The following is a 25,090-nucleotide window of genomic DNA, read 5'->3' as shown; positions in this document are numbered from 1 at the left end:
CCGTGTCAGATGCCCAGCAGATCACCCTTCTCGTCGATGGCGAAGAGACCAAGGTGACTACCGGGACAACCGGTGCGGAACTCTTCTTTGAGCGCCGTGATGTTGTTGTGGCCCGCGTCAACGGCGAGCTGAAGGACCTGGACCAGGAACTGCCCGAAGGCGCCGAGGTGGAAGGCGTAACCATTGATTCGCCCGACGGCCTGAACGTCCTGCGCCACTCCACCGCCCACGTGATGGCACAGGCAGTGCAGCAGCTGCGCCCCGACGCCAAACTCGGCATTGGCCCCTACATCACCGACGGTTTCTACTTCGATTTCGACGTCGCCGAGCCTTTCACCCCCGAGGATCTCAAGACCCTCGAAAAGATGATGCTCAAGATCGTCAACCAGAACCAGAAATTCGTCCGCCGCGTGGTCAGCGAGGACGAGGCCCGCGAAGCCATGAAGAACGAGCCCTACAAGCTCGAACTGCTCGGCAAGAAGAACGACGCTGCCGAGGCAGGTGAGGGCGTGAACGTCGAGGTCGGCGCCGGTGACATCACCATCTACGACAACGTGGAGCGCAAGGAAGGCACCACCGTCTGGTGTGACCTCTGCCGCGGCCCGCACCTGCCCAACACCAAGATGATCTCCAACGCCTTCGCGCTGACCCGTTCGTCGTCGGCGTACTGGCTGGGCAACCAGAAAAACCAGCAGCTGCAGCGCATCTACGGAACGGCGTGGCCCACCAAGGAAGCGCTGAAGGCATACCAGGAGCGCATTGCCGAGGCCGAACGCCGCGACCACCGCAAGCTCGGCTCGGAACTCGACCTCTTCTCCTTCCCGGACGAACTGGGCTCCGGGCTGCCCGTCTTCCACCCCAAGGGCGGCATCATCCGCAAGGAGATGGAGGACTACTCCCGCCAGCGCCACGTCGAGGCCGGCTACGAGTTCGTCTACACCCCCCACATCACCAAGGGCCACCTCTACGAGGTCTCCGGCCACCTGGACTGGTACAAGGACGGCATGTTCCCCGCCATGCACGTGGACGCCGAACTCAACGAGGACGGCACCGTGCGCAAGCCCGGCCAGGACTACTACCTGAAGCCGATGAACTGCCCCATGCACAACCTCATCTTCCGCTCCCGCGGCCGGTCCTACCGTGAACTGCCCCTCCGGCTGTTTGAATTCGGATCGGTCTACCGCTACGAGAAATCCGGCGTGGTCCACGGCCTCACCCGCGTCCGTGGAATGACACAGGACGACGCCCACATCTACTGCACCCGCGAGCAGATGAAGGACGAACTCACCAAGACCCTGACCTTTGTCCTGGACCTGCTCAAGGACTACGGCCTGAACGACTTCTACCTGGAGCTGTCCACCAAGGACCCGGAGAAGTACGTGGGCGACGACGCCACCTGGGAGGAAGCCACCAGAACCCTTGCCGAGGTGGCCCAGGAGTCCGGGCTGGAGCTGGTGCCCGATCCGGGCGGAGCGGCGTTCTACGGCCCCAAGATTTCCGTGCAGGCCAAGGATGCACTGGGCCGCACCTGGCAGATGTCCACCATCCAGCTGGACTTCAACCTGCCCGAACGCTTCGAACTGGAATTCCAGGCCGCCGACGGCAGCCGGCAGCGGCCGGTGATGATCCACCGTGCGCTCTTCGGCTCGGTGGAGCGGTTCATGGGCGTCCTCACCGAGCACTACGCCGGCGCGTTCCCCGCGTGGCTGGCTCCGGTCCAGGTGGTGGGCATCCCCGTGGCGGAGGCGTTCAACGAGTACATGTTCGACGTCGTCGACCAGCTTAAGGCCGAGGGCATCCGCGCCGAGGTGGATACGTCCTCGGACCGGTTCCCCAAGAAGATCCGCACCGCCAGCAAGGACAAGATCCCGTTCGTGCTGATCGCCGGCGGCGACGACGCGGAGGCCGGCGCCGTTTCCTTCCGTTTCCGCGACGGCAGCCAGGACAACGGCGTGCCCGTGTCGGAAGCGGTCAAGCGGATCACCGACGCCGTCCGCAACCGGACCAGCTAGCGAACGGAAGCAGCACAGTGCAGGAGAACACAGGCGCAGGATATCCAGGCGATGCCGGCGTTACCGACGACTTCGCCCTCGCCGGTGTCCCCGACGCCTTCCAGCGCCTGTGGACTCCGCACCGGATGGCCTACATCAAGGGCGGGCAGCACCAGTTCAAGAATGAGAACGACTGCCCGTTCTGCGTGGGCCCCGCCCGCACCGACGAAGAGGCGCTCATCGTCTACCGCGGCCGGACCTGCTACGTGGTGCTGAACCTGTTCCCCTACAATCCCGGGCACCTTCTGGTGTGTCCGTACCGGCATATTCCGGACTACACGGACCTCACGGTCGAAGAAACCGCCGAGTTTGCCGACCTAACCCAGACGGCAATGCGGGTCCTGCGCAAGGTGTCCAATCCCGGCGGCTTCAACCTGGGCATGAACCAAGGGGTTGTGGGCGGAGCCGGCATCTCGGCGCACCTGCACCAGCACATCGTTCCGCGGTGGGGCGGGGACGGCAATTTCTTCCCCATCATCGCCCAAACCAAGGCCATCACCCAGACCCTTGACGAGGTCCGGAGACAAGTGGCCGAAGCCTGGCCCGGGGAGTCGGATGCTGAATAGGCATGCCCGCGGTTTTTTCACCGCACTGTTCACCCCGCTGGCCCGCTGGCTCCTGAAGATCGGTGTCTCCCCGGATGCGGTAACCATCCTCGGAACTGCAGGTGTTGCGGCCGGAAGCCTGGGCTTCTACCCGCTGGGGCAGCTCTTCTGGGGCACGCTCTTCATCACTGCCTTCATCTTCTCGGACGTCCTGGACGGCATCATGGCCCGGATGCAGGGCGTGAAGAGCCGCTGGGGGAACTTCCTCGACTCCACCCTGGACCGGGTTGCCGACGGTGCCCTCTTCGCCGGGGTGTCCGTCTGGTTCTTCACCGGCGGCAACAACATGGCCATCGCCGTGGCCGCCCTGCTCTGCCTTGTCCTGGGCATGGTTGTCTCCTACGCCCGGGCGAAGGCGGAGTCGCTGGGCTTCACGGCCAACGTGGGGATCGCCGAGCGGGCGGAACGCCTGGTATCCATCCTGGTGGTAACCGGCCTGACCGGCCTGGGCCTCCCGCCGGTGGTGCTCCTGGTCACACTGGTCCTCCTGGCGGCGGCCAGCCTCATCACCGTCGTTCAGCGCGTTATCTCGGTACGCCGGCAGGCATTGGCAGAGCCCACGCCCGCAGATTAGACATGATTAAGCCTGCCGTGCGGCGGGGGACTAGTATATAAGTGCCCGGTCAAGCGACCCGGCAATCCGTGCGTGCACCTCCGGCAGCTGCCGCCGCATGCCCGGCGAAGATCATCTGTCTACCCATAGGGGTTTTTGTGTCTACACCTGATGTAAGCAACGAGGCCGGTTCGTCCGCGAACAGCGTCACGGGCAGCAGCCGCGTGAAGCGTGGCATGGCCGAGATGCTCAAGGGCGGCGTCATCATGGACGTCGTCAACGTCGAGCAGGCCCGCATCGCCGAAGACGCCGGTGCCGTGGCAGTCATGGCGCTGGAGCGTGTTCCGGCCGATATCCGTGCCCAGGGCGGCGTGTCCCGCATGTCCGATCCCGACATGATCGACCAGATCATTGATGCCGTGTCCATCCCGGTCATGGCCAAGGCCCGCATCGGCCACTTTGTCGAGGCCCAGGTCCTGCAGTCCCTTGGTGTCGACTACATCGACGAGTCCGAGGTCCTGACCCCCGCCGACTACATCAACCACATCGACAAGTGGAACTTCAAGGTTCCCTTCGTCTGTGGCGCCACCAACCTCGGTGAGGCCCTGCGCCGCATCAACGAGGGCGCGGCCATGATCCGCTCCAAGGGCGAAGCCGGCACCGGCGACGTCTCCAACGCCACCGGACACATGCGCAAGATCCGCTCCGAGATCGCCCGGCTGTCCTCCCTGCCCGAGGACGAGCTCTACGTCGCGGCCAAGGAACTGCAGGCCCCGTATGAACTGGTCAAGGAAGTTGCCGCCGCCGGCAAGCTGCCCGTCGTCCTGTTCACCGCCGGCGGCATCGCCACCCCCGCTGACGCGGCCATGATGATGCAGCTCGGTGCCGACGGCGTCTTCGTCGGCTCCGGCATCTTCAAGTCCGGCAACCCCGCCCAGCGCGCGGCCGCCGTCGTCAAGGCCACCACCTTCTTCGACGACCCCGACGTCATCGCCAAGGCCTCCCGCGGCCTCGGCGAAGCCATGGTGGGCATCAACGTCGACGAGATCCCCCAGCCGCACCGCCTCGCCGAACGCGGCTGGTAACACCCTCCTCGCGTCCTCTTTGGGCGCCTGGCGGCGCTGATCCTCTGCACGCTATTCCCCGCGCCTCGTTTGGCGGCTTTGTCGCTGGTCGGGGCGCGGGGCCCCTTTTACGCGTGCTGCCGGATCACCCCCGCCTGTCGCTGGTGGTCGCCTCACCTAAGTAATGACGACGCCGGTTCCTCACCTACTTTCGGTGGGGGACCGGCGTCGTACTTCTTTAAGGTCAGGGGGTTACTCCAGGCCGCGGCGCCTTAGTAGGGGGTCCAGCTGTGCGTCGCGGCCCCTCACGATGCGGAACGATTCCAGCGGGTCGCGGCTGTTGCCCCGGGAGAGCAACTCCTGCCGGAAGCGTTCGCCGTTCGCCCTGGTTAGGCCGCCGTTCTCCTTGAACCAGTCAACGGTCTCTGCGTCCAATACTTCGCTCCAGATATAGGAGTAGTAGCCCGCCGCGTATCCGTCCCCGGCGAAGATGTGCTGGAAGTACCCGGTGCGGTACCGGGGCGGAATCAGGCGATGGGCGATCCCGGCGGAAGCCAGGGCCTTGGCCTCAAACTCCAGCGCATCGTCAGGGGCACCGCCCGGTTCCAGCACATGCCACGCCAGGTCAAGAAGGGCAGCTCCCAGGTATTCGGTGGTGGCGAATCCCTCGCCCCAGAGCCGGGATTCCTCCAGCCGGTCCACGATGTCCTGCGGCAGCGGCTCGCCGGTGATGTGGTGGCGTGCGTAGTTGGACAGTACATCCGGCCACATGATCCACATTTCATTCACCTGCGACGGGTACTCCACGAAATCCCGCGGCACCGCGGTGCCTGAAAAGCGCGGATAGGTAACGCTCGACAACAGGCCGTGCAGCGCGTGGCCGAACTCGTGGAAAAGGGTCCGCAGTTCGTCCAGGGTGAGAAGCGTCGGTTCGCCCAAGGGCGGCTTGGAAATATTCAGGGTATTGATCACCACGGGCCGGGTGCCCAGCAGCGCCGATTGGTCCACGAGCGAGTTCATCCAGGCGCCGCCGCGCTTCGATTCGCGCGCGTAATAGTCGCCCAGGAACAGCCCCAGGGCGGAGCCGTCCTCGTTGCGGACCTCCCAGATACGCACGTCAGGGTGGTAGCCGTGGAGGTCGGTCCGCTCGTGGAAGGTGATGCCGTACAGGGATGTGGCCGCAAAAAACACGCCGTCGTTAATGGTGCGGTTGAGTTCAAAGTACGGCCGGAGCGCCTGTTCGTCGACGTCGTACTTTTCCCGCCGCACCTTGGCCGAGTAGTAGGCCCAGTCCCACGCTTCCAGCGGGTGGCCGGCAACCGCGGCCAGCGCCGCCGCCTCGGCGTCGGCATTGCGGATGGCGGCCGGCGCCATCCGGCCCAGCATGGTTCGGACCGCTTCGAAGTCCGGCGCCGTCTGCCGGTCAACCACAAGTTCGGCATAGTTGGCGAACCCCAGCAGCCGTGCCTTCTCCGCCCTCAGCCCGGCCATGTCCCGGGCCAGGTCCAGGACATCCAGGCTGCCGCCGTCACTGCCCCTCGTCACGGAGGCTTCGAACAGGCGGCGGCGGACGTCACGGTTCTCGAGTGCGGCGAGGGCAGGCTGGTTGCCGGGCTGGATCAGGGTGAGCAGGTATTTGCCGTCGTGTCCGGCGGCGCGGGCTGCAACCGCTGCGCTGGCGACGTCGTCGGCCGGCAGCCCCGCCAGGTCGCCCGCGTCATCCAGCAGCAGTGCGGCGGACTTCATTCCTTCCTTGACCCGCTGGCCGAACTCGGTGCCCAGGCGCGCCAGTTCGGCGTTGATGGCGCGCAGCCGCTCCTGGCCCGGCGCATCCAGCTGGATGCCTGATTGGCGGAACTCTTTGAGGTATTCCTCCACCAGACGGGCCGACTCGGGATCGCAAGTGTCCGTATCGATGGCGGCGAAGCGTTCGAACAAGGCCCTGTTGAGGTACACCTCGTCCTGGTGGGCCTGGAAGCGCGGGGACAGTTCTGTCTCCAACTCCCGGATTTCCTGCGACGCATCTGCCGACACCAGGGTGAAGAACGCCGCGGCTGACCGGTTCAGCAACTGCCCGGAACGTTCCATGGCCAGGGCCGTGTTCTCGAATGTCGCGGGCTGGGCGTTGCCGGCGATGGCCCCGATCTCGTCCAGGTGCGCGGACAACCCCGCGTTGATGGCTTCACGGTACTGCTCCACGGCGATGGTTTGGAACGGTGGAAGGCCGTAGGGCAGGGGACTGGCGGAAAGGAGCGGGTTCGTCATGGGGTAAACCTTTCACAGCGGGGCACGCTTCTCAATCGGGGGATGGAGGATGCGCTCCCAGCCTGTGTCCCTACAATTGCCGCTATGGGGCCCGGCACGGGCCGCAATCGACGCGACCTGCATGGCACGCGCAAAAGGCAGGGCAATGACGAAGGGACCGTGGCCCATGACCAAGGTTGGCAGCAGGCCCGGGACCGCCTTCCTGGGCATACCGTTCCGATGGCTGGGGCCCGGCGCCATCATGGTGCTGGTGGCGGTGTACGGCGTCTTCTGGTTACTGGCACGCCCTGCCGCCGAACCTGTCCTGGGGCACGTTGGGCAGCTCTTCGGTGGCGAGTCCGTCTTGTTGTATTCGATCGCGCTGGTCCTGGTCAGCACCCTCCCTCACGTCGAGCCGATTTTTGGTGGCATTGACCACGCCGCCATTTGGCACCGCAGGGCGGCGATTACGGCAACCATCCTGTTGCTGCCCCATATTGAACTTGCCGCCAATCCGGAAGCAACCAGCCTGGGCAAGACGTTGGCAGTGGTCGCCATCAGCGGCCTGGCCGCGTTGGTGGTGTGGGCAGTCCTGCCGCGCTGGCGGACGATGCTTCCCGCACCTCTCCGCCGCCTGGTCCTGGCATCTCTTGGAACCCGGCCGGTCCAAATGGCGGCCCGCGTGCTGGGTGGCTACGAGCGGTGGCGGGGCTTCCACCGGCTGACCGGCTTGTTCCTGGCCGCCGGCTTCCTGCACGGCCTGCTCGACGCCAGCGCGTTTGAGGCCGCGCCCGCGCTCCGGTGGAGTTACGTGGTTATCGGCGGGACGGGACTGGGGTTCTACGCCTACCGCGAGCTGCTGTCGCGGCATTTCCTGCCGCACCACGACTACCAGGTTGCGTCCGTCCGGCCCGTTGCGCCGGACCTGGTGGAAGTGGCGCTCCGTCCCCTGGGCCGGCCGCTGGATTTCAGGCCGGGCCAGTTCGCCATGGTCTACCTGGAAACAGCAGAGGGCTGGCAGCGGCACCCATTCTCCATCTCGGGACCGGCAGAGGAAGGTGGAATCAGCATCACGGTCAAGGCGCTGGGCGACCATACAGCCAGGCTTCCGGACGTGGTCCAGCCGGGGATGCCGGCCGTGGTCGGTGGGCCCTACGGACGCTTTGACCGGCACCGCGGCACGTCCCATCAGGCCTGGATCGCCGGCGGTGTGGGAATCACGCCCTTCCTCAGCTGGCTGCGGTCACTGGACGGGGAGCTCCACGAAGACGTCCACTTCTTCGTGACCTCGGCAGGTCCGTCGCCCTTTGCCGACGAGATCACTGCCGCCGCCTGGAATCAGCCACGGCTCACGGTCCATCTGGTGGACACCGAGGCGGATGGCCGGCTCACCCCGGAGGCAGTCCTGGCCGCAGTGGGAACCGAACCACGCCAGCTGTCGGTTTTCATGGGCGGACCGGATCCCATGCTGCGGCAGTTCCGCAAAGCCTTCCGGGCCGCCGGCGTCCGCCGGGCCAACATCCACCGGGAGTATTTCCAGTGGCGTTGACCGGGATGCCGCACCTCTGCCGGTAACCCGGGTCAGTAGTCTTTTTGGTCAGCGCGGCCGGCGGGCAGCGTGCTCCCGGGCCAGGACGGCAAAGGTGTCGTCCGGGTTGCCGGGGGAGAAGCTGCCGAACTTGCGCTCCGCTGCGGTGCGGATGAGGAAGTCGGCGATGGCGGGGTTCTTCGGCAGCAGCGAGCCGTGCAGGTAGCTGGCCACGATGTTGCGGTAGCGGGCCCCTTCATGGCCGTCGTTGCTGTTGTTACCCGTTCCCTTGGCCACGGTACCGAGTGGCCGCACACCGCTGCCCAGCGTGGTTTGGCCGCTGTGGTTTTCGTAGCCGAGGACGTCGCCGAACTCATTGGTTGAGACTTTGACGTTGCCGATCAGGCGCTCGTCGGTGCCGTGGGTTTCCACGTCCAGGATGCCGATGCCCGGGATGACAGCGCCGGTGCGGGTTTTGAAGAACCGGCCAAAAAGCTGGTAGAGGCCGCAAATGACCAGTATCGGCGCACCATCCTCGGCCAGCTCCTTGAGCTGGCCGGCCCGGGCCTGCAGGTCGTCCTGGATCACCAGTTGCCCGCTGTCCTGCCCGCCGCCGCCGACAATGATGTCCACGCCCTCGGGAAAAGGATCGCCCACGTTGTATTCGAGCAGTTCAGGGGTGTACCCGTGCCAGGAAATGCGGCGCTGCAGGACCAGGGCATTGCCCCAGTCGCCGTAGATGTTCATGTCGCGCGGGTACAGCTGCACCACCCGGAGGGTGCCCTTGGACTGACCGCCGGCCGTCGCTGCTTCTGCAGGATTCACGAGACAACCTCCACGGTGGTGATTTTGGACAGCTCGCGGCGGATGGCCAGCATAGCGGTGTAGGTGCAGAAAATCCGTTTGGGCTTGCCCTGGCCCTCCCGGATAAAGGCTGCCAGGGCGGCCGGGATGTCGGTCTGCACCGCTCCGACCTGGACGTCGTCGTACTGGAGCCGCAGCGCCATGTCGTAGGCGCGCGACCCGCTTATCATTTCCACCCCCGCCCCGCGCAGGGAATCAAATTCCACGTCCCACAGCCAGGACATGTCCCGCCCGTCCGCGTAGTTGTCGTTGATGGCGATCATGGTGGCGTACCCGGCGGCGGGGAAGGATTTCAGTCCCAGCCGGAAACCGCTGGGGTTCTTCACCAGCACCAGGTCCAGCGGCTGGCCGTCCACGGTGAGGCTTTCGCCGCGGCCGAAGGCCGGCGCCACCCGGGACAGCGCGTCCAGCAAAGTGGCGTGGTCGGCGGTGGCGGCGCCACTGCCGCAGATGCTGCGGGCCAGCGTCAGCGCAGCAGCCGCGTTAAAGATGTTGTAGACGCCGCGCAGCTTCATCGCCGTGGTGACCGTCCCGCCGTCGTACTCAAACTCGGCGCTGTCCGCGCCCACTTTGCGGAGCACGACGTCGGCTGCCGGCTTTTCCGGCAGGCCCGCCGGCGCGGGGCTCCCCGGAGCGGCACGCATGTCGTCGTCATTGGGAAAGGTGCCCAGCAGTGAGTCGTCAAGGCCGAAGTACTTGACCTCCTGGCCGGTCAGTGTATCCGCGATCCTGGCAACGCGGGGGTCCTCGCGGTTCAGGACCACGGTTCCTGTGGTCTTGGAAGCGATGTGCTGCAGGAGCTCTGCCGTTTTGTCGATCTCGCCGAAACGGTCCAGTTGGTCACGCAGAACGTTCAGCAAGAGGCAGTAGCGGGGCGGGACGCTGTTCACGAAATGGACCGCATGGGCTTCGTCCAGTTCCAGCACCGCGACGTCCGCGTCCAGCCTGCCGCGCCAGTCCACCTCGCCGAGGAGGGCCGCCGCCACGCCCCGGGTGAAGTTGCTGCCGGTCCGGTTCGTGAAGACCTTCAGGCCCTGGCTCTCCAGCAGTTCGACCACCATCTTGGTGGTGGTCGTCTTGCCGTTGGTACCGCTGACCACCGCCACACCATGGGGCAGCGTGGTGAGCGTCCGCCGCATGAAGCCGGGATCGATTTTTTCGACCACCAGTCCTGGAAGTGCGGACCCGCCGCCCCGCAGCCGGGACACCCTGCGGACCAGCTTGCCGAGCGGAACACTGAAGAAGACCATGTTTTGAATATATCCCAGCAGCGGCATGCAACCTTTGCCGGGGCCTCCGAGTGGCAGCAGCCATGGAGGGAGGGCCCGTATGCTGGAGGGATGACGAATCCCCCCTCTGCTGCTCCTGCGCGCGTGGGCTCAGGCCTGCGGATCGGCGTCCTGGCCCTCCAGGGAGACTTCCGCGAACACCTCCGCGCCGCCGAAGCCACCGGCGCGCAGGGCGTGGCTGTCCGCCGCCCGGAGGAGCTGGACGGCCTGGACGGCCTTATCATTCCCGGTGGCGAATCCACCACCATCGACAAGCTGGCGAGGGCCTTCGACCTTGCAGACCCGCTCCGGAAGTACATCGCCGAGGGACTGCCGGTCTATGGCTCCTGCGCAGGGATGATCCTGCTTGCCTCGGACATCGCCGATCCTGCCACCGATCTTTCGGGCGCCCCCCAGCAGACGTTCGGCGGCCTGGACATCACCGTCCGCCGCAACGCCTTTGGCCGGCAGCGCGAGTCCTTCGAAACCGATCTGGAGTTCAAGGGCCTGGAATTCAGCGCCACGGAATCAGGCGTGGCACCCGTGCACGCTGTCTTCATCCGCGGTCCGTGGGTGGAGCGGGTCGGTGCGGACGTGGAGGTCCTGGCGCAGGTGGAACCGGCGGACCCCGGCCAGGCGTCCCACGCCGCAGCGCTGCCCGGGACGGCTAGAATTGTCGCAGTGCGTTCCGGCCAGCTGCTGGCCACCTCCTTCCACCCGGAAGTGACCGGCGAGAAACGCGTACACGAACTTTTTATCCGCATGATCAGAGGAGAAGCGTAAAGCATGTCAGGCCACTCCAAATGGGCAACGACCAAGCACAAAAAGGCGATCATTGACAGCCGCCGCGCAAAGTCGTTTGCCAAACTGATCAAGAACATCGAAGTTGCCGCCCGGATGGGTGGACCGGACCTCGCCGGCAACCCCGGCCTGGAACTGGCCGTTACCAAGGCCAAGAAAACGTCCGTCCCCAACGACAACATTGACCGCGCCATCAAGCGCGGCGCCGGGCTCACCGGTGAAGTGGTGGACTACACCGAAATCATGTACGAGGCCCGCGGGCCCCAGGGCTCAGCCCTGCTGATCGAGTGCCTTACCGACAACAAGAACCGGGCGGCTTCCGAAGTAAGGCTGGCCATCTCCCGCAACGGCGGCACCATCGCGGACCCGGGCTCCGTCAGCTACCTCTTCACCCGCAAGGGTGTTGTGAACCTGCCCAAGAACGGCCTGAGCGAGGACGACGTCCTGATGGCCGTCCTCGACGCAGGCGCGGAGGAAGTCAAGGACAACGGCGAGACCTTCGAGATCCATTCGGAGCCGGGAGATCTTCCCGCCATCCGCGAAGCACTCAAGGAAGCCGGCATCGAGTACGACACCGACGAAGTTGAGTTCGTGCCCTCAATGCAGGTTGAGCTGGATGTGGACGGCGCCCGCAAGTTCCTGAAGCTTGCCGACGCCCTCGAGGACCTCGACGACGTCCAGAACGTGTACAGCAACGCCGACCTCAGCGACGAAGTCCAGGCCGCCCTGGAATCCGAGTGACGTCCCGCCTTGCCGGCTAGTGCGTCCCCGGAGGCTGTGCCGGGCACTTCGATGGGGGCCGGGTGACACTCCGCGTCCTCGGCGTTGATCCCGGCCTCACCCGGTGCGGCATTGGCGTGGTGGATGTTGAGCGGAACCGGCGGGCCAGCATGGTGGCCGTCGGCGTGGTAGGCACGTCCCCCGAGGAGACGCTGGACCGGCGCCTGCTGGTGATCGCCACGGCAATTGACGAATGGCTTGACCGCTACGAGCCGGACGTCCTCGCCGTCGAACGCGTCTTTTCCCAGCTCAACGTCAGCACGGTGATGGGCGTAGCCCAGGCTTCCGGCGTGGTCATCGCTGCGGCGGCCCGCCGGGGAATTCCGGTGGCGCTGCACACGCCATCAGAGGTCAAGGCCGCCGTGACCGGGAGCGGGTCCTCCAACAAGGACGCCGTGACCAAGCTGGTCACTAAGATCCTCCGCCTTGACGCGCCGCCGCGTCCGGCCGACGCCGCCGACGCGCTGGCGCTGGCCATCACGCACGCGTGGCGGGCCGGAAGCGGCGCGGCCGTGGCCACCACGGGTCCCGGCAGTTCATCCCTGACGCCCGCGCAGCGGGCATGGGCGGAGGCGGAGGCGAAGGCGCGCCGTGCACGCTGATTGTCCCTGCTGCTTGCTAGGGTATTCGTAAATATGTTCGGATAGCCGGGCCCTCACTGTGAGGCCGGCGGTACAACGGGAGCCCGGCCTTGATCAGTTTCCTCCGCGGAACCGTAGCGCATGTTGGCCTGTCCACGGCCGTGATAGACCTCAACGGTGCCGGGATGAGCGTCAACGCCACGCCCCAGACGCTCAGCAGGCTGCACGTGGGTGAACAAGGCCAGCTGTTCACCTCCCTGATCGTGCGGGAAGACTCGCTGACGCTCTTTGGCTTCGCCTCCGACGACGAACGCGAGGTCTTCGACATCCTGCTGAGTGTCAGCGGCGTCGGTCCCCGGCTTGCGCTTGCAGTCCTGGCCGTCCACGATCCCGAAGCAATCAGGGTTGCCGCGCACACAGGGGACAGCAAGACCTTCACGAAGGTCCCCGGAATCGGCCCCAAGGTGGCCGGCAGGATAGTGCTGGAGCTGGCTGGAAAGCTCGTCCCGCACGGAACCGCCGCGGCCCCCGGTGCCGCCACGCCCGCAGAAGCTGCCTGGAAGCCCCAGGTGGTGGCCGCCATGACCAGCCTGGGCTGGTCCGAAAAGGACGCCTCCACCAGCATCGACAAAGCCCTTGCGGAGGACCCGGAAGTGTCCTTCCGCGGCAACGTGCCCGAAATCCTGCGCACCACCCTCCGCTGGCTGGGCCAGGACGGCGCCCGGGCAGGCAACCGCGTAGGCACCCGTGGCTGAACCGTCCCTGGTCGCAGCGGGGGAGGAGCCGGAGGAGCGTGCCATTGAGGCGGCGCTCAGGCCCAAGAACCTTGACGACTTCGTTGGCCAGCACCGGGTGCGCAAGCAGCTGTCGCTGGTGCTCCAGGCGTCCCGGATGCGCGGACGGACTGCCGACCACGTGCTGTTCTCCGGGCCGCCCGGCCTGGGCAAGACCACCCTGGCGATGATCGTTGCCGCCGAGATGAACGCGCCGCTGCGCCTCAGCAGCGGACCTGCCATCCAGCACGCCGGCGACCTCGCAGCAATCCTGTCCTCGCTCTCTGAGGGCGAGGTCCTGTTCCTGGACGAGATCCACCGCATGTCCCGGCCTGCAGAGGAAATGCTCTACATGGCAATGGAGGACTTCCGCGTTGACATCGTGGTGGGCAAAGGGGCCGGTGCCACCGCCATCCCGCTCGAGCTGCCGCCGTTCACCCTGGTGGGCGCCACCACCCGCGCGGGACTGCTGCCGGGACCGCTGCGCGACCGGTTCGGCTTCACCGGGCACCTCGAGTTCTACTCGGTTCCGGAGCTGGAACTGGTGCTGCGGCGTTCTGCCGGACTGCTGGACCTGAAGGTCAACTCGGCCGGCTTCGCCGAAATCGCCGGCCGTTCCCGCGGCACTCCCCGTATTGCCAACCGGCTGTTGCGGCGCGTCCGGGACTGGGCGCTGGTGCACGGCGTCGAACAAATCGACGCCAGGACCGCGTCCGCTGCCCTGGACATGTATGAAGTGGACAAAAAGGGTCTGGACCGGCTGGACCGGGCCGTCCTCGACGCACTCATCACCAAGTTCGGCGGCGGTCCGGTCGGACTGTCCACCCTCGCCATCGCCGTCGGTGAAGAAACCGAAACCGTTGAGACTGTCGCCGAACCGTTCCTGGTCCGGGAGGGCCTGCTGGGCCGTACGCCCCGCGGCAGGATTGCCATGGCACCGGCATGGACGCACCTGGGCTATGCCATCCCGTCCGGCGTCTTCGCGCAGGAGCAACTGGACCTTTTCGAGCCCGCCGGGGGCGATGCCGCGGCGGGGGACTGGGCCCCGGAGAGCCAATAGCAGGCTCCCTTCAGCTTTTCCCTTTAGACTGGTATGACGCCCGGCACGTTCGGGTCTTTGTTTCGCGGGTGGCCCTGACGCCCCCGTCGCTTGGGGAAGGAACATGTCAGGCGTTCTGCCTGCACCGCAAACCCGCCCCGGCCGAAGCGAAGCCAACGTCGCCGGAAAACCCAGCTACACCACGCTAAAGAACGGAATTCCCCTTGGATCCAATGTCAATTCTCCTGTTCGTCATGCTCGGCGTATTCATCTTCATGATGTTCCGCCGCAACAAGAAGACGCAGCAGCAGCAGGCAGAGCTCCAGTCGAAGTTTGCCCCGGGCGTGGAGGTCATGACCAGCTTTGGCCTTTTCGGCCGGATCGTGGACATCGACGAGGCCGAGAACAAGGTCACCCTTGAACTTTCCCCGGGCAACCTGGCCACTGTGCACCGCCAGGCCGTCACCAAGGTCGTTGAGCCGGTGGCAGAACCCGCCGCCCAGCCGGCCGACGCCTCCCCGGTGGTTCCGGATGATGCGTCCTCCCTCACCACCCCGGAGTCCGGAAGCACCGCAACAGGTGCCGAGACTCCCGAGGAAACCCTGAAGCGCCTCAACGACGAGGGCAAAAAGGACAGCTAGGCCCGCTGGCCCCTTCCTCCCTCTACCGCTGCGGACCACCGCCGGCGCAGGCAGCAGCCCGCTCCGGCGGTTTCTCCGCGAACAAGAGAAAGATCGACAATGGCACGAACTGGCCGCAAGAAACCAGGGCTCCGCGTCCTGGTCTGGCTTGGTGTAATCCTGGCAGCGCTGACCGCCGTCCTGGCCGGCGGGACCATTGCCGGACAGGCCAGCTGGGCACCCAAGCTGGCGCTGGACCTCGAGGGCGGCACCCAGATGATCCTGGCCCCGAAGGTGGAGGGCGGTTCGGACATCAACGAACAGCAGCTCAACCAGGCGGTGGCGATCATCCGCCAGCGCGTTGACGGTTCCGGCGTCTCCGAGGCGGAAATCAGCACCCAGTCAGGGCGCAACGTGGTGGTCAGCCTTCCCGGCACACCCTCTGCCGAGACGCGCAACCTGATCCAGGCCTCGGCGGACATGAACTTCCGCCCTGTCCTCCTCAATGGCGACGGCGCAGCAGTTCCTGCCGAGTCGCAGACGCCGGAGGACCAGCTGCCCAAGCCGACCGCCGAGCCTGCCAACAGCAGTGACACCAACTGGATCACGCCCGAGATCTACAAGCAGTTCGAGGCACTCGACTGCAACAGTGCCGCTGCGGAGAAAGCCCAGCGGTCGGATCCCACCAAGCCGCTGGTGACCTGCGAGCCGGCCACGGACAAGTCGCCGGCCATCAAGTACATCCTGGGTCCCGTGGAGGTGAAGGGCAGCAACATCGTCACCTCGTCCTTCCAGCTGCAGCAGGGCGCACAGGGGGCTGTCACCAATGAATGGGCCGTCAACATCCAGTTCGACGCCGAGGGTACAGCCAAGTTCAAAGAGGTCACCGAACGGCTCAACCAGTTCTACGTGGCAGCCGGCGGGCAGTCGGGCACCGACCCCAAGTCCCAGTTCGCCATTGTGCTGGATGACCAGGTCATCTCCGCCCCGCGTTCCCTGGCTGTCATCACTGACGGCCGTCCGCAGATTACCGGTGGCTTCAATGAGAAGACGGCCAAGGCACTCTCCGACCAGTTGAAGTTCGGCGCCCTTCCCATCAGCTTCGACATCCAGAGCGAGCAGCAGATTTCCGCCACGCTTGGTGGCGAACAGCTGCGCATGGGCCTGCTGGCCGGCCTGATCGGGCTCCTGCTCGTGGTGGTCTACTCGCTGTTCCAGTACCGTGCCTTGGGCTTCGTCACCATCGCATCGCTGGTGGTGGCCGGTGCCCTGACGTACCTGGCCATCGCGATCCTGGGCTGGACGGAGAACTACCGGCTGTCACTGGCCGGCGTGGCCGGCATCATCGTGGCCATCGGCCAGACGGCAGACTCCTTCATCGTCTACTTCGAACGCATCAGGGATGAACTGCGTGAAGGGCGCGGCCTGGTATCCGCCGTCGAAAACGGCTGGAAGCGCGCCAAGCGCACCGTCCTCGCCTCCAAGGCCGTTAACCTCCTGGCCGCACTGGTCCTTTACTTCGTGGCAGTGGGCAACGTCCGCGGCTTCGCCTTCACCCTGGGCCTGACCGCCATCGCCGACCTCATCGTGGTGTTCATGTTCACCCACCCCACGCTGCAGCTCCTGGCCCGTACCCGGTTCTTCGGTGAAGGCCACAAGTTCTCCGGCCTCGACCCCGAACGGCTGGGTGCCGTCCCGCTGTACCGCGGCGCCGGACGCGTCCGCACCCCGGAGGACAAGCCCGTGGTGGTCCGCACCAAGAACACAGGGGCGGCTGCCGAGGCCGAGCGCCGCATGACCATCGCCGAGCGGCGCCTGGCAGAGAAGCAGGAACAATTGGCTGGCTCGTCCAAGACCTCCGCGAAGGAGAACAAGTAATGTCAGGCTTCGCTACTTTCGGCAACGAGCTCTACACCGGGAAGCGCTCCTACGACTTCGTCGGCGCCAAGAAGATCTGGTTCATCATCGCCGCGGTGGGCGTGGCCCTGTCCATCCTTATCCCGGTGGCCAAGGGCGGCTTCAACCTCGGCATCGAATTCCGCGGTGGTTCCGAATTCACCGTGTCCAACGTCAAGACCACCGATGCCTCCATCGGTGAGAAGGCCGTGACTGACGTGGTGTCGGGCAGTGTTCCGCGGGTAGCCAACGTGGCCGGCAACACCATGCGCATCCAGACAGACAAACTGACGGATGACGAGACCCTCCGGATCAAGGAGGGCCTCACCACCGCCTACGGCGTTACTGACAACGAGGTGACCTCCACGTTCGTCGGGCCCACCTGGGGTGCAGACGTGACCAAGCAGGCACTGATCGGCCTGGGAGTATTCGTGCTGCTCGCGGCCCTGCTGATGGCCCTGTACTTCCGTACCTGGAAGATGTCCCTTTCGGCGCTTGCCGGCATGGCCGTCACCATGTTCATCACGGCCGGGGTCTATGCCCTCAGCGATTTCGAGGTCACCCCCTCGGCCATCATCGGGTTCCTCACCGTCCTCAGCTACTCGCTGTATGACACCGTGGTGGTTTTCGACAAGATCCGCGAAAACACGGCCGGGATCGACGCGTCCACGCGGCGGACCTTCGGCGAGGAAGTCAACCTTGCTGTCAACCAGACGCTGGTGCGCTCCATCAACACCATGATGGTTGCCATCCTTCCCGTGGGCGCCATCCTGTTCATTGGTGCCGGCCTCCTGGGCGCAGGAACCCTGCGTGACCTGTCCCTGGCACTGTTCGTCGGAATCCTCATCGGTACAGCGGCAACCATCTTCGTGGCGGCGCCGATGTACGCCTGGCTCCGCCAGGGCGAACCGGAGCTGGTGAAGCAGGCAAGGCGTGTTGAGCAGCGCCGCGCAGGTGCAGCTGAACGGGCAGTTCCGGCATCGCCGGCCAAGGCCTGATCAGCAACCACCGGCAGCTTTAAACCACCCAAAGGCCGGGCGGCGCGTACTTTGCGCCGCCCGGCCTTTGCCTGTGCAGGCCCGGTTATAAAAGTCGCTGCCCGGAGGAATAGACTGGGGTAATTAAGACGGTGGTGAGGGGTACTTCATTGGAAGAACGTTCGGCGTCAGCGCCAACGGCACAGGAGGAAAAAAATCCTGCCGGCATGCAAGCCGGTGCGGCACCTTCTGCGCGCCCGGGCTCATTGGTACCTGTCGATAACTCAGGATCCCGCCCCACGTTTCCCGGCCGCAGGGAGCGCACACGCTCCCGGCTTGCCCGCCTGACCGGACGGGGCACCGCCACATACTCACCCATCCTTGAGCCGCTGCTGCGGACCGTACGCGCCAACAACCCCAAAGAGGACTTCGACCTCATCCAGCGTGCGTTCGACGTCGCCGAGCGCAGCCACCGCGGGCAAAAGCGCAAGAGCGGGGATCCGTACATCACCCACCCGGTGGCTGTGGCCACCATCCTTGCGGAACTGGGCCTCAGCGGCACCACACTGGCAGCCGCCCTGCTCCACGACACGGTCGAGGACACTCCCTACACCCTGGCGGACCTGAAACGGGACTTCGGGCCGGAAGTGGCCATGCTGGTGGACGGCGTCACCAAGCTCGACAAGGTCAGCTTTGGCGAGGCCGCACAGTCCGAGACGGTCCGCAAAATGGTCGTGGCCATGGCCAAGGACATCCGGGTCCTGATGATCAAGCTGGCGGACCGGCTGCACAACGCCCGCACCTGGCGCTTCGTGTCGGCTGAATCGTCCGCCCGCAAGGCCCGCGAAACCCTGGAGATCTTCGCGCCGCTGGCGCACCGGCTGGGCATGAACACCATTAAGTGGGAACTTGAGGACCTGTCCTTCGCTGCGCTCTACCCCAAGGTGTACGAAGAGATCGTGCGGATGGTGGGGGACAGGACGCCGGAGCGGGAGAAGAGCCTTGGTGTCATCCGTGACCAGATCACTGAGGACCTGCGCGCTGCCCGGATTAAGGCCACCATCACCGGCAGGCCCAAGCACTACTACTCCATCTACCAAAAGATGATTGTCCGCGACAAGGACTTCGACGACATCAACGACCTCATGGGCGTCCGCGTCCTGGTGGACTCGGTCCGGGACTGCTACGCCGCCCTGGGCACCCTGCACTCGCGCTGGAACCCCCTGCCCGGCAGGTTCAAGGACTACATCGCGATGCCCAAGTACAACATGTACCAGTCCCTGCACACCACGGTGATTGGCCCCGGCGGCAAGCCGGTGGAAATCCAGATCCGCACGCACGAAATGCACCGCCGGGCGGAGTACGGTGTTGCGGCGCACTGGAAATACAAGGACCAGCCCAACCGCACCGCCGTCGGTCCCGGAAGCCCGCGCGACGGAGACATGGGGTGGCTGCGCTCCCTGGTGGACTGGCAGCAGGAAACGTCCGATCCCGGCGAGTTCCTGGACTCACTGCGTTTCGAAATCAATGCGCGCGAAGTGTTCGTGTTTACGCCCAAGGGCGAAGTCATGGCGCTCCCGGCAGGATCGACTCCCGTGGACTTCGCCTATGCCGTGCACACCGAGGTGGGCCACCGCACCATCGGCGCCAGGGTCAATGGAAAGCTGGTTCCGCTCAACAGCGAGCTGAACCACGGCGACTGGGTGGAGATTTTCACCTCCAAGGCCGAGGGGGCAGGTCCCAGCCAGGACTGGCAGCATTTCGTCAAGAGCGCCAGGGCGCGCAACAAGATCCGCCAATGGTTCAGCAAGGAACGCCGCGAAGAGGCAATTGACCGCGGCAAGGAACTGCTGACCCGTGCCATGCGGAAACAGAACCTTCCGCTGCAGCGGCTGATGACGCACGAGGCCCTGGCCGCCGTGGCCGAGGAATTCAAGTACGCGGACATCTCCGGCCTGTACGCCGGTGTGGGCGACGGGCATACCTCCGCCCAGTCGGTCATGGAGAAACTCATTGAAAGCCTGGGCGGCAACGAGAGTGCCGATGATGACGTCGAAGAGGTCAGCATCCCCACCCAGGTCAGCAAGGCCCGCTTCTCCGACTCCGGCGTCGTGGTCCGTGGAGTAGGCGATGTATGGGTGAAGCTGGCGCGCTGCTGCACGCCCGTTCCGCCGGACCCGATCCTTGGCTTCGTGACCCGGGGATCCGGCGTGTCCGTGCACCGCACCGACTGCACCAACATCTCCGACCTGAAGGACCAGCCGGACCGGATCGTGGACGTGGACTGGGCACCCACCCAGTCGAGCGTCTTCCTGGTGGAAATCCAGGTTGAGGCCCTGGACCGGAAATCCCTGCTCTCGGACGTGACGCGGGTCCTGTCCGACAACCATGTCAACATCCTTGCTGCCAGCGTCCACACGTCCACCGACCGCGTGGCCATTTCAAGATTCGCTTTCGAGATGGGCGACCCCAAATACCTCAGCCACGTCCTGAGCGCCGTCCGCAGGATCGACGGGGTTTTCGACGTTTACCGCACTACCGGGAACAAGCGCCGGAGCTAGCAGGGCAAGCTTTTCCAAAGCAGCCCGCTTGTGCGGGACCCTTGGGGTGGCCTCAATGGCGCGCACCAGCAGGCGCAGCCTGACATCCTGCTGCGGCCGGGCCAGCAATCCCGCCAGGGCGGGGACGGCCCGTTCAGCATCCACATGCAGGGCGATATCGAGTGCGGTCCGCAGCGGGCTGGAGACCATCAGTCCGCCGAGGCTGATCACATCGAAGGGCCCGAGCTTCACTTCGTGCAGCGTGCAGCCCCGGGTGTTCCGGAGACTGGACACCCTTCGCTTGGCGTCCACCAGCAGCGCCAGCCTCTCCGGTTCCGCTGCGCAGCCGTAGATCCAGGCCGCCGTCATGCGCCCGGCGACAACACGTTGCCGTATGGCCGCCGGGACGATTCCGGCTGCTGCCCTGGCCCGGAGCTGCGGCGATGCCGGTATTCCGGGGAGGGTGTAGCCATGCTGGTGGAAGCGGGCCAACAGCCCGTCGGCCGCCAGGGACTGCAACTCGGGAGCGGCGAAGGGCACGCCGGGTGCGTACAGGTCGGGAAAACGCGGCGGCGCGGCCGCCTCCCCAACGTTTGCCTGGCAGCCCGGCCGTACGCCGGCAGCGGTGGCTTCCCTGCCGGGACCGGCGGCGGAGGGGATTGGAGATGAGGCCATGCCTTCATCCTGCCCCGACGCCGTTAACAGGCACAGGCCCGGCCCGGAGTATGTGGATAACCCCCGGACCGGGCCTGTGCCCGTCAGTTCACGACAGAAAAATCAGGCAAGCTCGCTGGCGGAACGCTGGATCTGGTCGAGCCATGCCTGGCGTGCCTCGAGTGCTTCCTGGGCGGCCTTGATCTTGCGCTGGTCGCCGCTCTTCTCAGCCTTGGCAAGGTCTTCCTGGAGTCCGGCAATTGCGGATTCCAACTGCGAGAGCGCGCTGTTGGTGCGTGCCTTGCGCTCGGGGTTGGACCGCTGCCACTGCTCTTCCTCAGCGTGCCGCACGGCGTCTTCAACCTTCCGCAGCCCGGCCTCGACCCGGCCCATGTCCGCGCGGGGAACCTTGCCAGCTTCCTCCCAGCGGTCACGAACGGACTGAAGGGCTTTCTTGGCCGCTGCCAAGTCCTTCACCGGCAGGATGGCGTTGGCCTCGGCCAGCAGCGCCTCCTTTACCGTGAGGTTTGCTGCGTACTCCTGGTCGATCTCCTCGTTGGCAGCCTGGCGGGACGTGAAGAAGACGTCCTGGGCGGCGCGGAACCTTGCCCAGAGCGCGTCGTCGTCCTTGCGGCTTGCCCGCGGTGAGGCCTTCCATTGGTCCATCAGCCGGCGGTACTCACCGGCAGCGAAGCCCCAGTCGGTTGATGTTGAGAGCGCCTCAGCCTCGGCAATCAACTTCTCCTTGGCGGCCTTCGCGGCAGAGTTGTTGCTGTCCAGCTGGGAGAAATAGGCACGGCGGTGCCGGTCGAAAACGGTGCGGGCAGCACGGAACCGCTTCCACAGGGCATCTTCGTTGCTGCGGCCCAGGCGGACGCCGCTCTTCTGGGCCGTCTTCCAGTTCTCGAAGAGCTCGTTCATCCGGGCGCTGGAGGTCTTCCACTGCGTCTGCGCCGGATCCTGGCCGGAGATTTCCTCTGCTTCAGCGACGATGGCTTCACGTGCTGCCAGCTCGGCGGCACGCACGGCGTCGTGCTCCGCCTTTTCGGCCTTTTCCAGCTCGGTGATCTGGCCTGCCAGCGCGTCCAGGCGCGCCTCCGCTGCACGGAGGTCGCCCACCATGTTGCGCTCGGCGAGCTGTTCCCGCAGGTGCGTCACGGTCTTCTGCATGTCGGTGCTGGGTGCCTTGGAGCTGACCCGCTGCTCCAGCAGGACGATCTGGGCCACGACGTCGTCGTACTTCCGCGCGAAGTAGAGCAGCGCTTCGTCGTCGCTGACACCCGGATACTGGCCCACGGGGTGTTCGCCACCGTCGATGCTCAGGTAGACGTGTCCGTCCCCCTCCACCCGGCCCCATTTGGAGGCTTCGGCAACGGACGTACCAGGTGCAGCCGGAGCCGTAACCGCGGCCGGAGCGGCAGCGGCAGGCTTGGGACGCGACGCGAACGCTGCCGGTGACGGTGCAGACGGCCGCGGAGCGGGGGCAGGAGCCGGTGCCGGGGCAGGTGCGGAGGTCTCCGCTGCGGCGGTCCCTCCAGCCTGGTCTTCAGCGCCGTGGTCTTCGGTGGCCTGGTCCCCGATGGCCTGGCTTTCGGCGGCCTGGGCTTCGTCAGCCTGCCCGGTGCCCTCATCGGAAGCGGCGGCTTCAGGGGTCACGGGGGACTGCCCGGCATTGGCATCAGTACCGCCAACCTCGGCCGGAGCCGCTGCTTCGGTCATGTCTGTTGCTGTTTCGTCGGATTTCTGACTGTCTGTCACCGCTAAAAGTCTTTCGCTTGGAGGGAAATACTCACGTACTGCACCGCGGCCTGGCCGGCCCGGCTTCCTACTTCAGAGAGAACGAGTCTATCGTGACTGGTTGTTTTGGCGCGCCGTCCGTGTCGCCGGCTCCCGGGGTGATGCCTGCGGCAGCGATGTTGGATACAACATCAAGCCCGGATGTCACCTTCCCCACCACGGTATAGCCGCCGGCAGCATCGGCCGGAATGACCGTGTCTTTGTAGACAATAAAGAACTGTGTCCCGTTGCCGTACGCGTTGTTCCCCGTGCGGGCCACGGCGATGGTGCCGGCAGGGTAGGTGTTGTCTGCGGGCGTGTTTTCCAGCGGACCCCACGTGTAATCAGGGTCGCCCTGTCCGTCCCCGTTGGGGGAGCCGCACTGCAGCACGCCGAACTGGTCCGCAGTGGTGAGCCGGTGGCATGACTTGCCGTTGAAATAGCCTTCGTCGCTGAGGGACTTGAAAACGGCTGCTGCCTGCGGAGCCTTGGTCCCGTCCACTTCCACGCCGAGCGCGCTGCCGTTCAGCAGCAGTTCGCCGGTGAACGTCTTGCCCGCCGCCGTGTCCGCGGACGGGATGTTGGGCCCGTTGGTGGCCGGCGCCGAGGGTGTCGCGGAGGCGCTTGCAGAGGTGGATGGTTCCGTCAGTCCCGCCTGCGCGGCGGCATATTCGTCCTCAGTGGGGTTTCCGGCGAAGGCGGTGAGCTGGAGGACGACGGCGAGCAGCACGGCGGCGGTTCCGGCGCCGGCGGCCACGAGGTTGTCGCGTTTCCGCCGCTTCTCCTGGTCGCGCCGGAGCTCACGCTTGGCTTCCATCTGCTGGATGCGCCGTTTTGCTTCGCGTGCACTGCGTGAACTGGCCGCCAAGGGTCCTCCTCGTCGTCGGGCTGCTGGTGCCCGGCGGTTGGCCGCGGGGCGCAGGTGTTAAGGGCCAGGCCGTGCGGGTCCGCCGCATTAGAGATGCACACGGATGACGCATAAACTGGCTGCCGCACATAGTTTATGCATGGCTGGCTGTGCTGCCGCCGAACGACCGCCGTTGCGGGCGCGGCCGGCAGCTCCGGCGCACCTTCCATTCCTAAGGAGAACCTTCCCCATGGCACGCACCGCCTCCCTGTCCGGATTCCCCGAGTGGCTTCCCGAGGAGCGGCTGGTGGAGCTGCATGTGCTCGATACCCTGCGCCGGGTTTTTGAACTGCATGGTTTCACCTCGATCGAAACCCGCGCCGTGGAGACGGTGGGCCAGCTGCTGCGCAAGGGCGAGATCGACAAGGAAGTGTACGGGCTCAGCCGGCTCCAGGAGGACGAGAGCGAGAACCCCGTTAAAGCCGGCAAGGCCGATCCCCACGCGCTTGCCCTGCATTTCGACCTGACCGTTCCCTTCGCCCGGTACGTGGTGGAAAACGCCGGCTACCTGGCCTTCCCCTTCCGCCGCTACCAGATCCAGAAAGTGTGGCGCGGCGAGCGGCCCCAGGAAGGCCGGGCCCGCGAGTTCACCCAGGCGGACATCGACGTGGTCGGCGACGGCGAGCTTCCGTTCCGCTACGACGTCGAGATCGCCTTGGTCATCGCCGAAGCACTCAGTGCGTTGCCCATCCCCGATTTCCGTCTCCGGATCAACAACCGCAAACTGGCGGAAGGCTTCTACCGCGGCATCGGACTTGATGACACCGCAGGCGTGCTGCGCAGTATCGACAAACTCGAAAAGATCGGTCCGGCAAAGGTGGCCGAACTGCTCAAGACCGAGCTTGGCGCAACCGACGAGCAGGCTGCCAAGGCGCTTCAACTGGCTGCCATCCGAACGGAAGATACGTCCTTTGTGGACCAGGTCCGTGCCCTGGGTGTCAGCAACGAACTCCTGGACGAGGGCCTGGACGAACTGGAGCAGGTCATCGATGCCGCCGTGCAGCGGGCGCCCGGCAAGGTACTGGCGGACCTCAGCATCGCCCGTGGCCTGGACTACTACACCGGCACGGTGGTGGAAACCGTCCTGGTGGGCCACGAACAGTTGGGGTCCATCTGCTCCGGCGGCCGGTACGACGCCCTGGCGTCGAAGGGCAACCGCAAGTTCCCGGGCGTTGGCCTCTCCATCGGCGTCACCCGCCTGGTGTCCCGGATCCTGAGCCAGGACCTTGCCAAAGCCTCCCGCTCTGTTCCCACTGCAGTGCTGGTGGCCCTGAACCATGACGACAGCTGGGGCACTGCCCAGGATGTCGCCGCCCTGCTGCGCAGCCGGGGAATCCCCACCGAAGTGGCTGCCAAGGCCGAGAAGTTCGGCAAGCAGATCAAGTTCGCGGACCGCCGGGGAATCCCGTTCGTCTGGTTCACGGACGAGGACGGCACCCACCAGGTCAAGGACATCCGCACCGGCGAGCAGGTGCTGGCCGCCCCTGAAACCTGGATGCCGCCGCTGGAGGACCTGGCAGTGCAGGTTGAGACAACCGCGGCCGCCGCGGCGTCGGTCTAGCCGGGCGC

General features: G+C 65.7%; 21 protein-coding genes. 15 read left to right on the top strand and 6 right to left on the bottom strand.

Annotation, left to right across the window (positions count from 1 at the left end; translation table 11 throughout):
* The first annotated feature begins 2 nt into the window (after positions 1 to 2).
* The 4 genes from thrS to pdxS all read left to right on the top strand — a co-directional run bounded on the left by thrS (position 3) and on the right by pdxS (position 4,294).
* Entirely contained in the window at positions 3 to 2,012 is a 2,010-nt protein-coding gene (gene thrS / locus LDO14_RS10780) for a threonine--tRNA ligase (protein WP_018769349.1), read from the top strand.
* Between the two features lie 17 nt (positions 2,013 to 2,029).
* The gene (locus LDO14_RS10775; protein WP_018769348.1) at positions 2,030 to 2,617 is read left to right on the top strand and encodes an HIT domain-containing protein; all 588 of its coding nucleotides are present in this window, start codon (positions 2,030 to 2,032) and stop codon (positions 2,615 to 2,617) included.
* Entirely contained in the window at positions 2,607 to 3,230 is a 624-nt protein-coding gene (gene pgsA, locus LDO14_RS10770; protein WP_018769347.1) for a phosphatidylinositol phosphate synthase, read from the top strand. Before LDO14_RS10775 ends, pgsA begins: the two co-directional genes overlap by 11 nt.
* Before the next feature lie 137 nt (positions 3,231 to 3,367).
* Positions 3,368 to 4,294, top strand: a complete 927-nt coding sequence (pdxS, locus tag LDO14_RS10765) for a pyridoxal 5'-phosphate synthase lyase subunit PdxS (RefSeq protein WP_026265780.1) — start codon at positions 3,368 to 3,370, stop codon at positions 4,292 to 4,294.
* 231 nt (positions 4,295 to 4,525) lie between these two features.
* Here the strand turns inward: pdxS and LDO14_RS10760 are convergent, their stop codons facing one another.
* Positions 4,526 to 6,538: a M3 family metallopeptidase gene (locus LDO14_RS10760; RefSeq protein ID WP_223991668.1), complete on the bottom strand. Its 2,013-nt coding sequence runs from the start codon at positions 6,536 to 6,538 to the stop codon at positions 4,526 to 4,528.
* A gap of 145 nt (positions 6,539 to 6,683) precedes the next feature.
* On the opposite strand from LDO14_RS10760, the gene LDO14_RS10755 reads away from it, so the two are divergent.
* Complete coding sequence (locus tag LDO14_RS10755; RefSeq protein ID WP_223991666.1) at positions 6,684 to 8,066, top strand: hypothetical protein; 1,383 nt, start codon at positions 6,684 to 6,686, stop codon at positions 8,064 to 8,066.
* Between the two features lie 48 nt (positions 8,067 to 8,114).
* Here LDO14_RS10755 and LDO14_RS10750 read toward each other — a convergent pair whose 3' ends face one another.
* Both LDO14_RS10750 and LDO14_RS10745 read right to left on the bottom strand, forming a co-directional pair.
* Positions 8,115 to 8,870, bottom strand: coding sequence for a glutamine amidotransferase (locus LDO14_RS10750; RefSeq protein WP_223991664.1), 756 nt, complete (start codon positions 8,868 to 8,870; stop codon positions 8,115 to 8,117).
* Entirely contained in the window at positions 8,867 to 10,159 is a 1,293-nt protein-coding gene (locus tag LDO14_RS10745) for a Mur ligase family protein (RefSeq protein WP_208324258.1), read from the bottom strand. Before LDO14_RS10745 ends, LDO14_RS10750 begins: the two co-directional genes overlap by 4 nt.
* A gap of 90 nt (positions 10,160 to 10,249) precedes the next feature.
* On the opposite strand from LDO14_RS10745, the gene pdxT reads away from it, so the two are divergent.
* The 9 genes from pdxT (at position 10,250) to LDO14_RS10700 (ending at position 20,205) form a co-directional block, all read left to right on the top strand.
* Positions 10,250 to 10,960: a pyridoxal 5'-phosphate synthase glutaminase subunit PdxT gene (pdxT, locus tag LDO14_RS10740; RefSeq protein ID WP_026265778.1), complete on the top strand. Its 711-nt coding sequence runs from the start codon at positions 10,250 to 10,252 to the stop codon at positions 10,958 to 10,960.
* A gap of 3 nt (positions 10,961 to 10,963) precedes the next feature.
* On the top strand, positions 10,964 to 11,719 hold the full coding sequence (locus LDO14_RS10735) for a YebC/PmpR family DNA-binding transcriptional regulator (RefSeq protein ID WP_018769340.1): 756 nt from the start codon (positions 10,964 to 10,966) through the stop codon (positions 11,717 to 11,719).
* A 62-nt stretch (positions 11,720 to 11,781) separates the two neighbouring features.
* A complete protein-coding gene (gene ruvC, locus LDO14_RS10730; RefSeq protein ID WP_018769339.1) occupies positions 11,782 to 12,360 on the top strand; it encodes a crossover junction endodeoxyribonuclease RuvC in 579 nt (192 codons plus the stop codon).
* 89 nt (positions 12,361 to 12,449) lie between these two features.
* Complete coding sequence (ruvA, locus tag LDO14_RS10725) at positions 12,450 to 13,094, top strand: Holliday junction branch migration protein RuvA (RefSeq protein WP_018769338.1); 645 nt, start codon at positions 12,450 to 12,452, stop codon at positions 13,092 to 13,094.
* On the top strand, positions 13,087 to 14,172 hold the full coding sequence (ruvB, locus tag LDO14_RS10720) for a Holliday junction branch migration DNA helicase RuvB (RefSeq protein ID WP_018769337.1): 1,086 nt from the start codon (positions 13,087 to 13,089) through the stop codon (positions 14,170 to 14,172). Before ruvA ends, ruvB begins: the two co-directional genes overlap by 8 nt.
* A 212-nt stretch (positions 14,173 to 14,384) precedes the next feature.
* Positions 14,385 to 14,792 carry a preprotein translocase subunit YajC gene (yajC, locus tag LDO14_RS10715; protein WP_018769336.1) on the top strand — a complete coding sequence of 136 codons (408 nt, stop codon included), beginning with the start codon at positions 14,385 to 14,387 and terminating at the stop codon, positions 14,790 to 14,792.
* Between the two features lie 99 nt (positions 14,793 to 14,891).
* Positions 14,892 to 16,649, top strand: coding sequence for a protein translocase subunit SecD (secD, locus tag LDO14_RS10710; protein ID WP_018769335.1), 1,758 nt, complete (start codon positions 14,892 to 14,894; stop codon positions 16,647 to 16,649).
* Positions 16,649 to 17,665 carry a protein translocase subunit SecF gene (gene secF, locus LDO14_RS10705; RefSeq protein ID WP_056390484.1) on the top strand — a complete coding sequence of 339 codons (1,017 nt, stop codon included), beginning with the start codon at positions 16,649 to 16,651 and terminating at the stop codon, positions 17,663 to 17,665. Before secD ends, secF begins: the two co-directional genes overlap by 1 nt.
* A gap of 149 nt (positions 17,666 to 17,814) precedes the next feature.
* A complete protein-coding gene (locus LDO14_RS10700) occupies positions 17,815 to 20,205 on the top strand; it encodes a bifunctional (p)ppGpp synthetase/guanosine-3',5'-bis(diphosphate) 3'-pyrophosphohydrolase (protein ID WP_026265777.1) in 2,391 nt (796 codons plus the stop codon).
* On the opposite strand, the gene LDO14_RS10695 is transcribed toward LDO14_RS10700, so the two are convergent.
* The 3 genes from LDO14_RS10695 to LDO14_RS10685 form a co-directional block, all read right to left on the bottom strand.
* Positions 20,086 to 20,859, bottom strand: coding sequence for a type IV toxin-antitoxin system AbiEi family antitoxin (locus LDO14_RS10695; RefSeq protein WP_223991655.1), 774 nt, complete (start codon positions 20,857 to 20,859; stop codon positions 20,086 to 20,088). The two genes, LDO14_RS10700 and LDO14_RS10695, sit on opposite strands and share 120 nt — an antisense overlap.
* A 102-nt stretch (positions 20,860 to 20,961) precedes the next feature.
* Positions 20,962 to 22,596, bottom strand: coding sequence for a DUF349 domain-containing protein (locus LDO14_RS10690; RefSeq protein ID WP_223991653.1), 1,635 nt, complete (start codon positions 22,594 to 22,596; stop codon positions 20,962 to 20,964).
* Positions 22,597 to 22,663: 67 nt separating this feature from the next.
* Positions 22,664 to 23,482, bottom strand: a complete 819-nt coding sequence (locus LDO14_RS10685; protein ID WP_223991651.1) for a peptidylprolyl isomerase — start codon at positions 23,480 to 23,482, stop codon at positions 22,664 to 22,666.
* A gap of 229 nt (positions 23,483 to 23,711) precedes the next feature.
* Between LDO14_RS10685 and hisS the strand changes: the two genes are divergently transcribed.
* The gene (gene hisS, locus LDO14_RS10680; protein WP_223991649.1) at positions 23,712 to 25,082 is read left to right on the top strand and encodes a histidine--tRNA ligase; all 1,371 of its coding nucleotides are present in this window, start codon (positions 23,712 to 23,714) and stop codon (positions 25,080 to 25,082) included.
* Positions 25,083 to 25,090 lie beyond the last annotated feature (8 nt).

The organism is Arthrobacter sp. NicSoilB11, from assembly GCF_019977375.1.
GTDB lineage: Bacteria > Actinomycetota > Actinomycetes > Actinomycetales > Micrococcaceae > Arthrobacter.
This window is presented reverse-complemented; position numbering and strand designations above follow the sequence as displayed.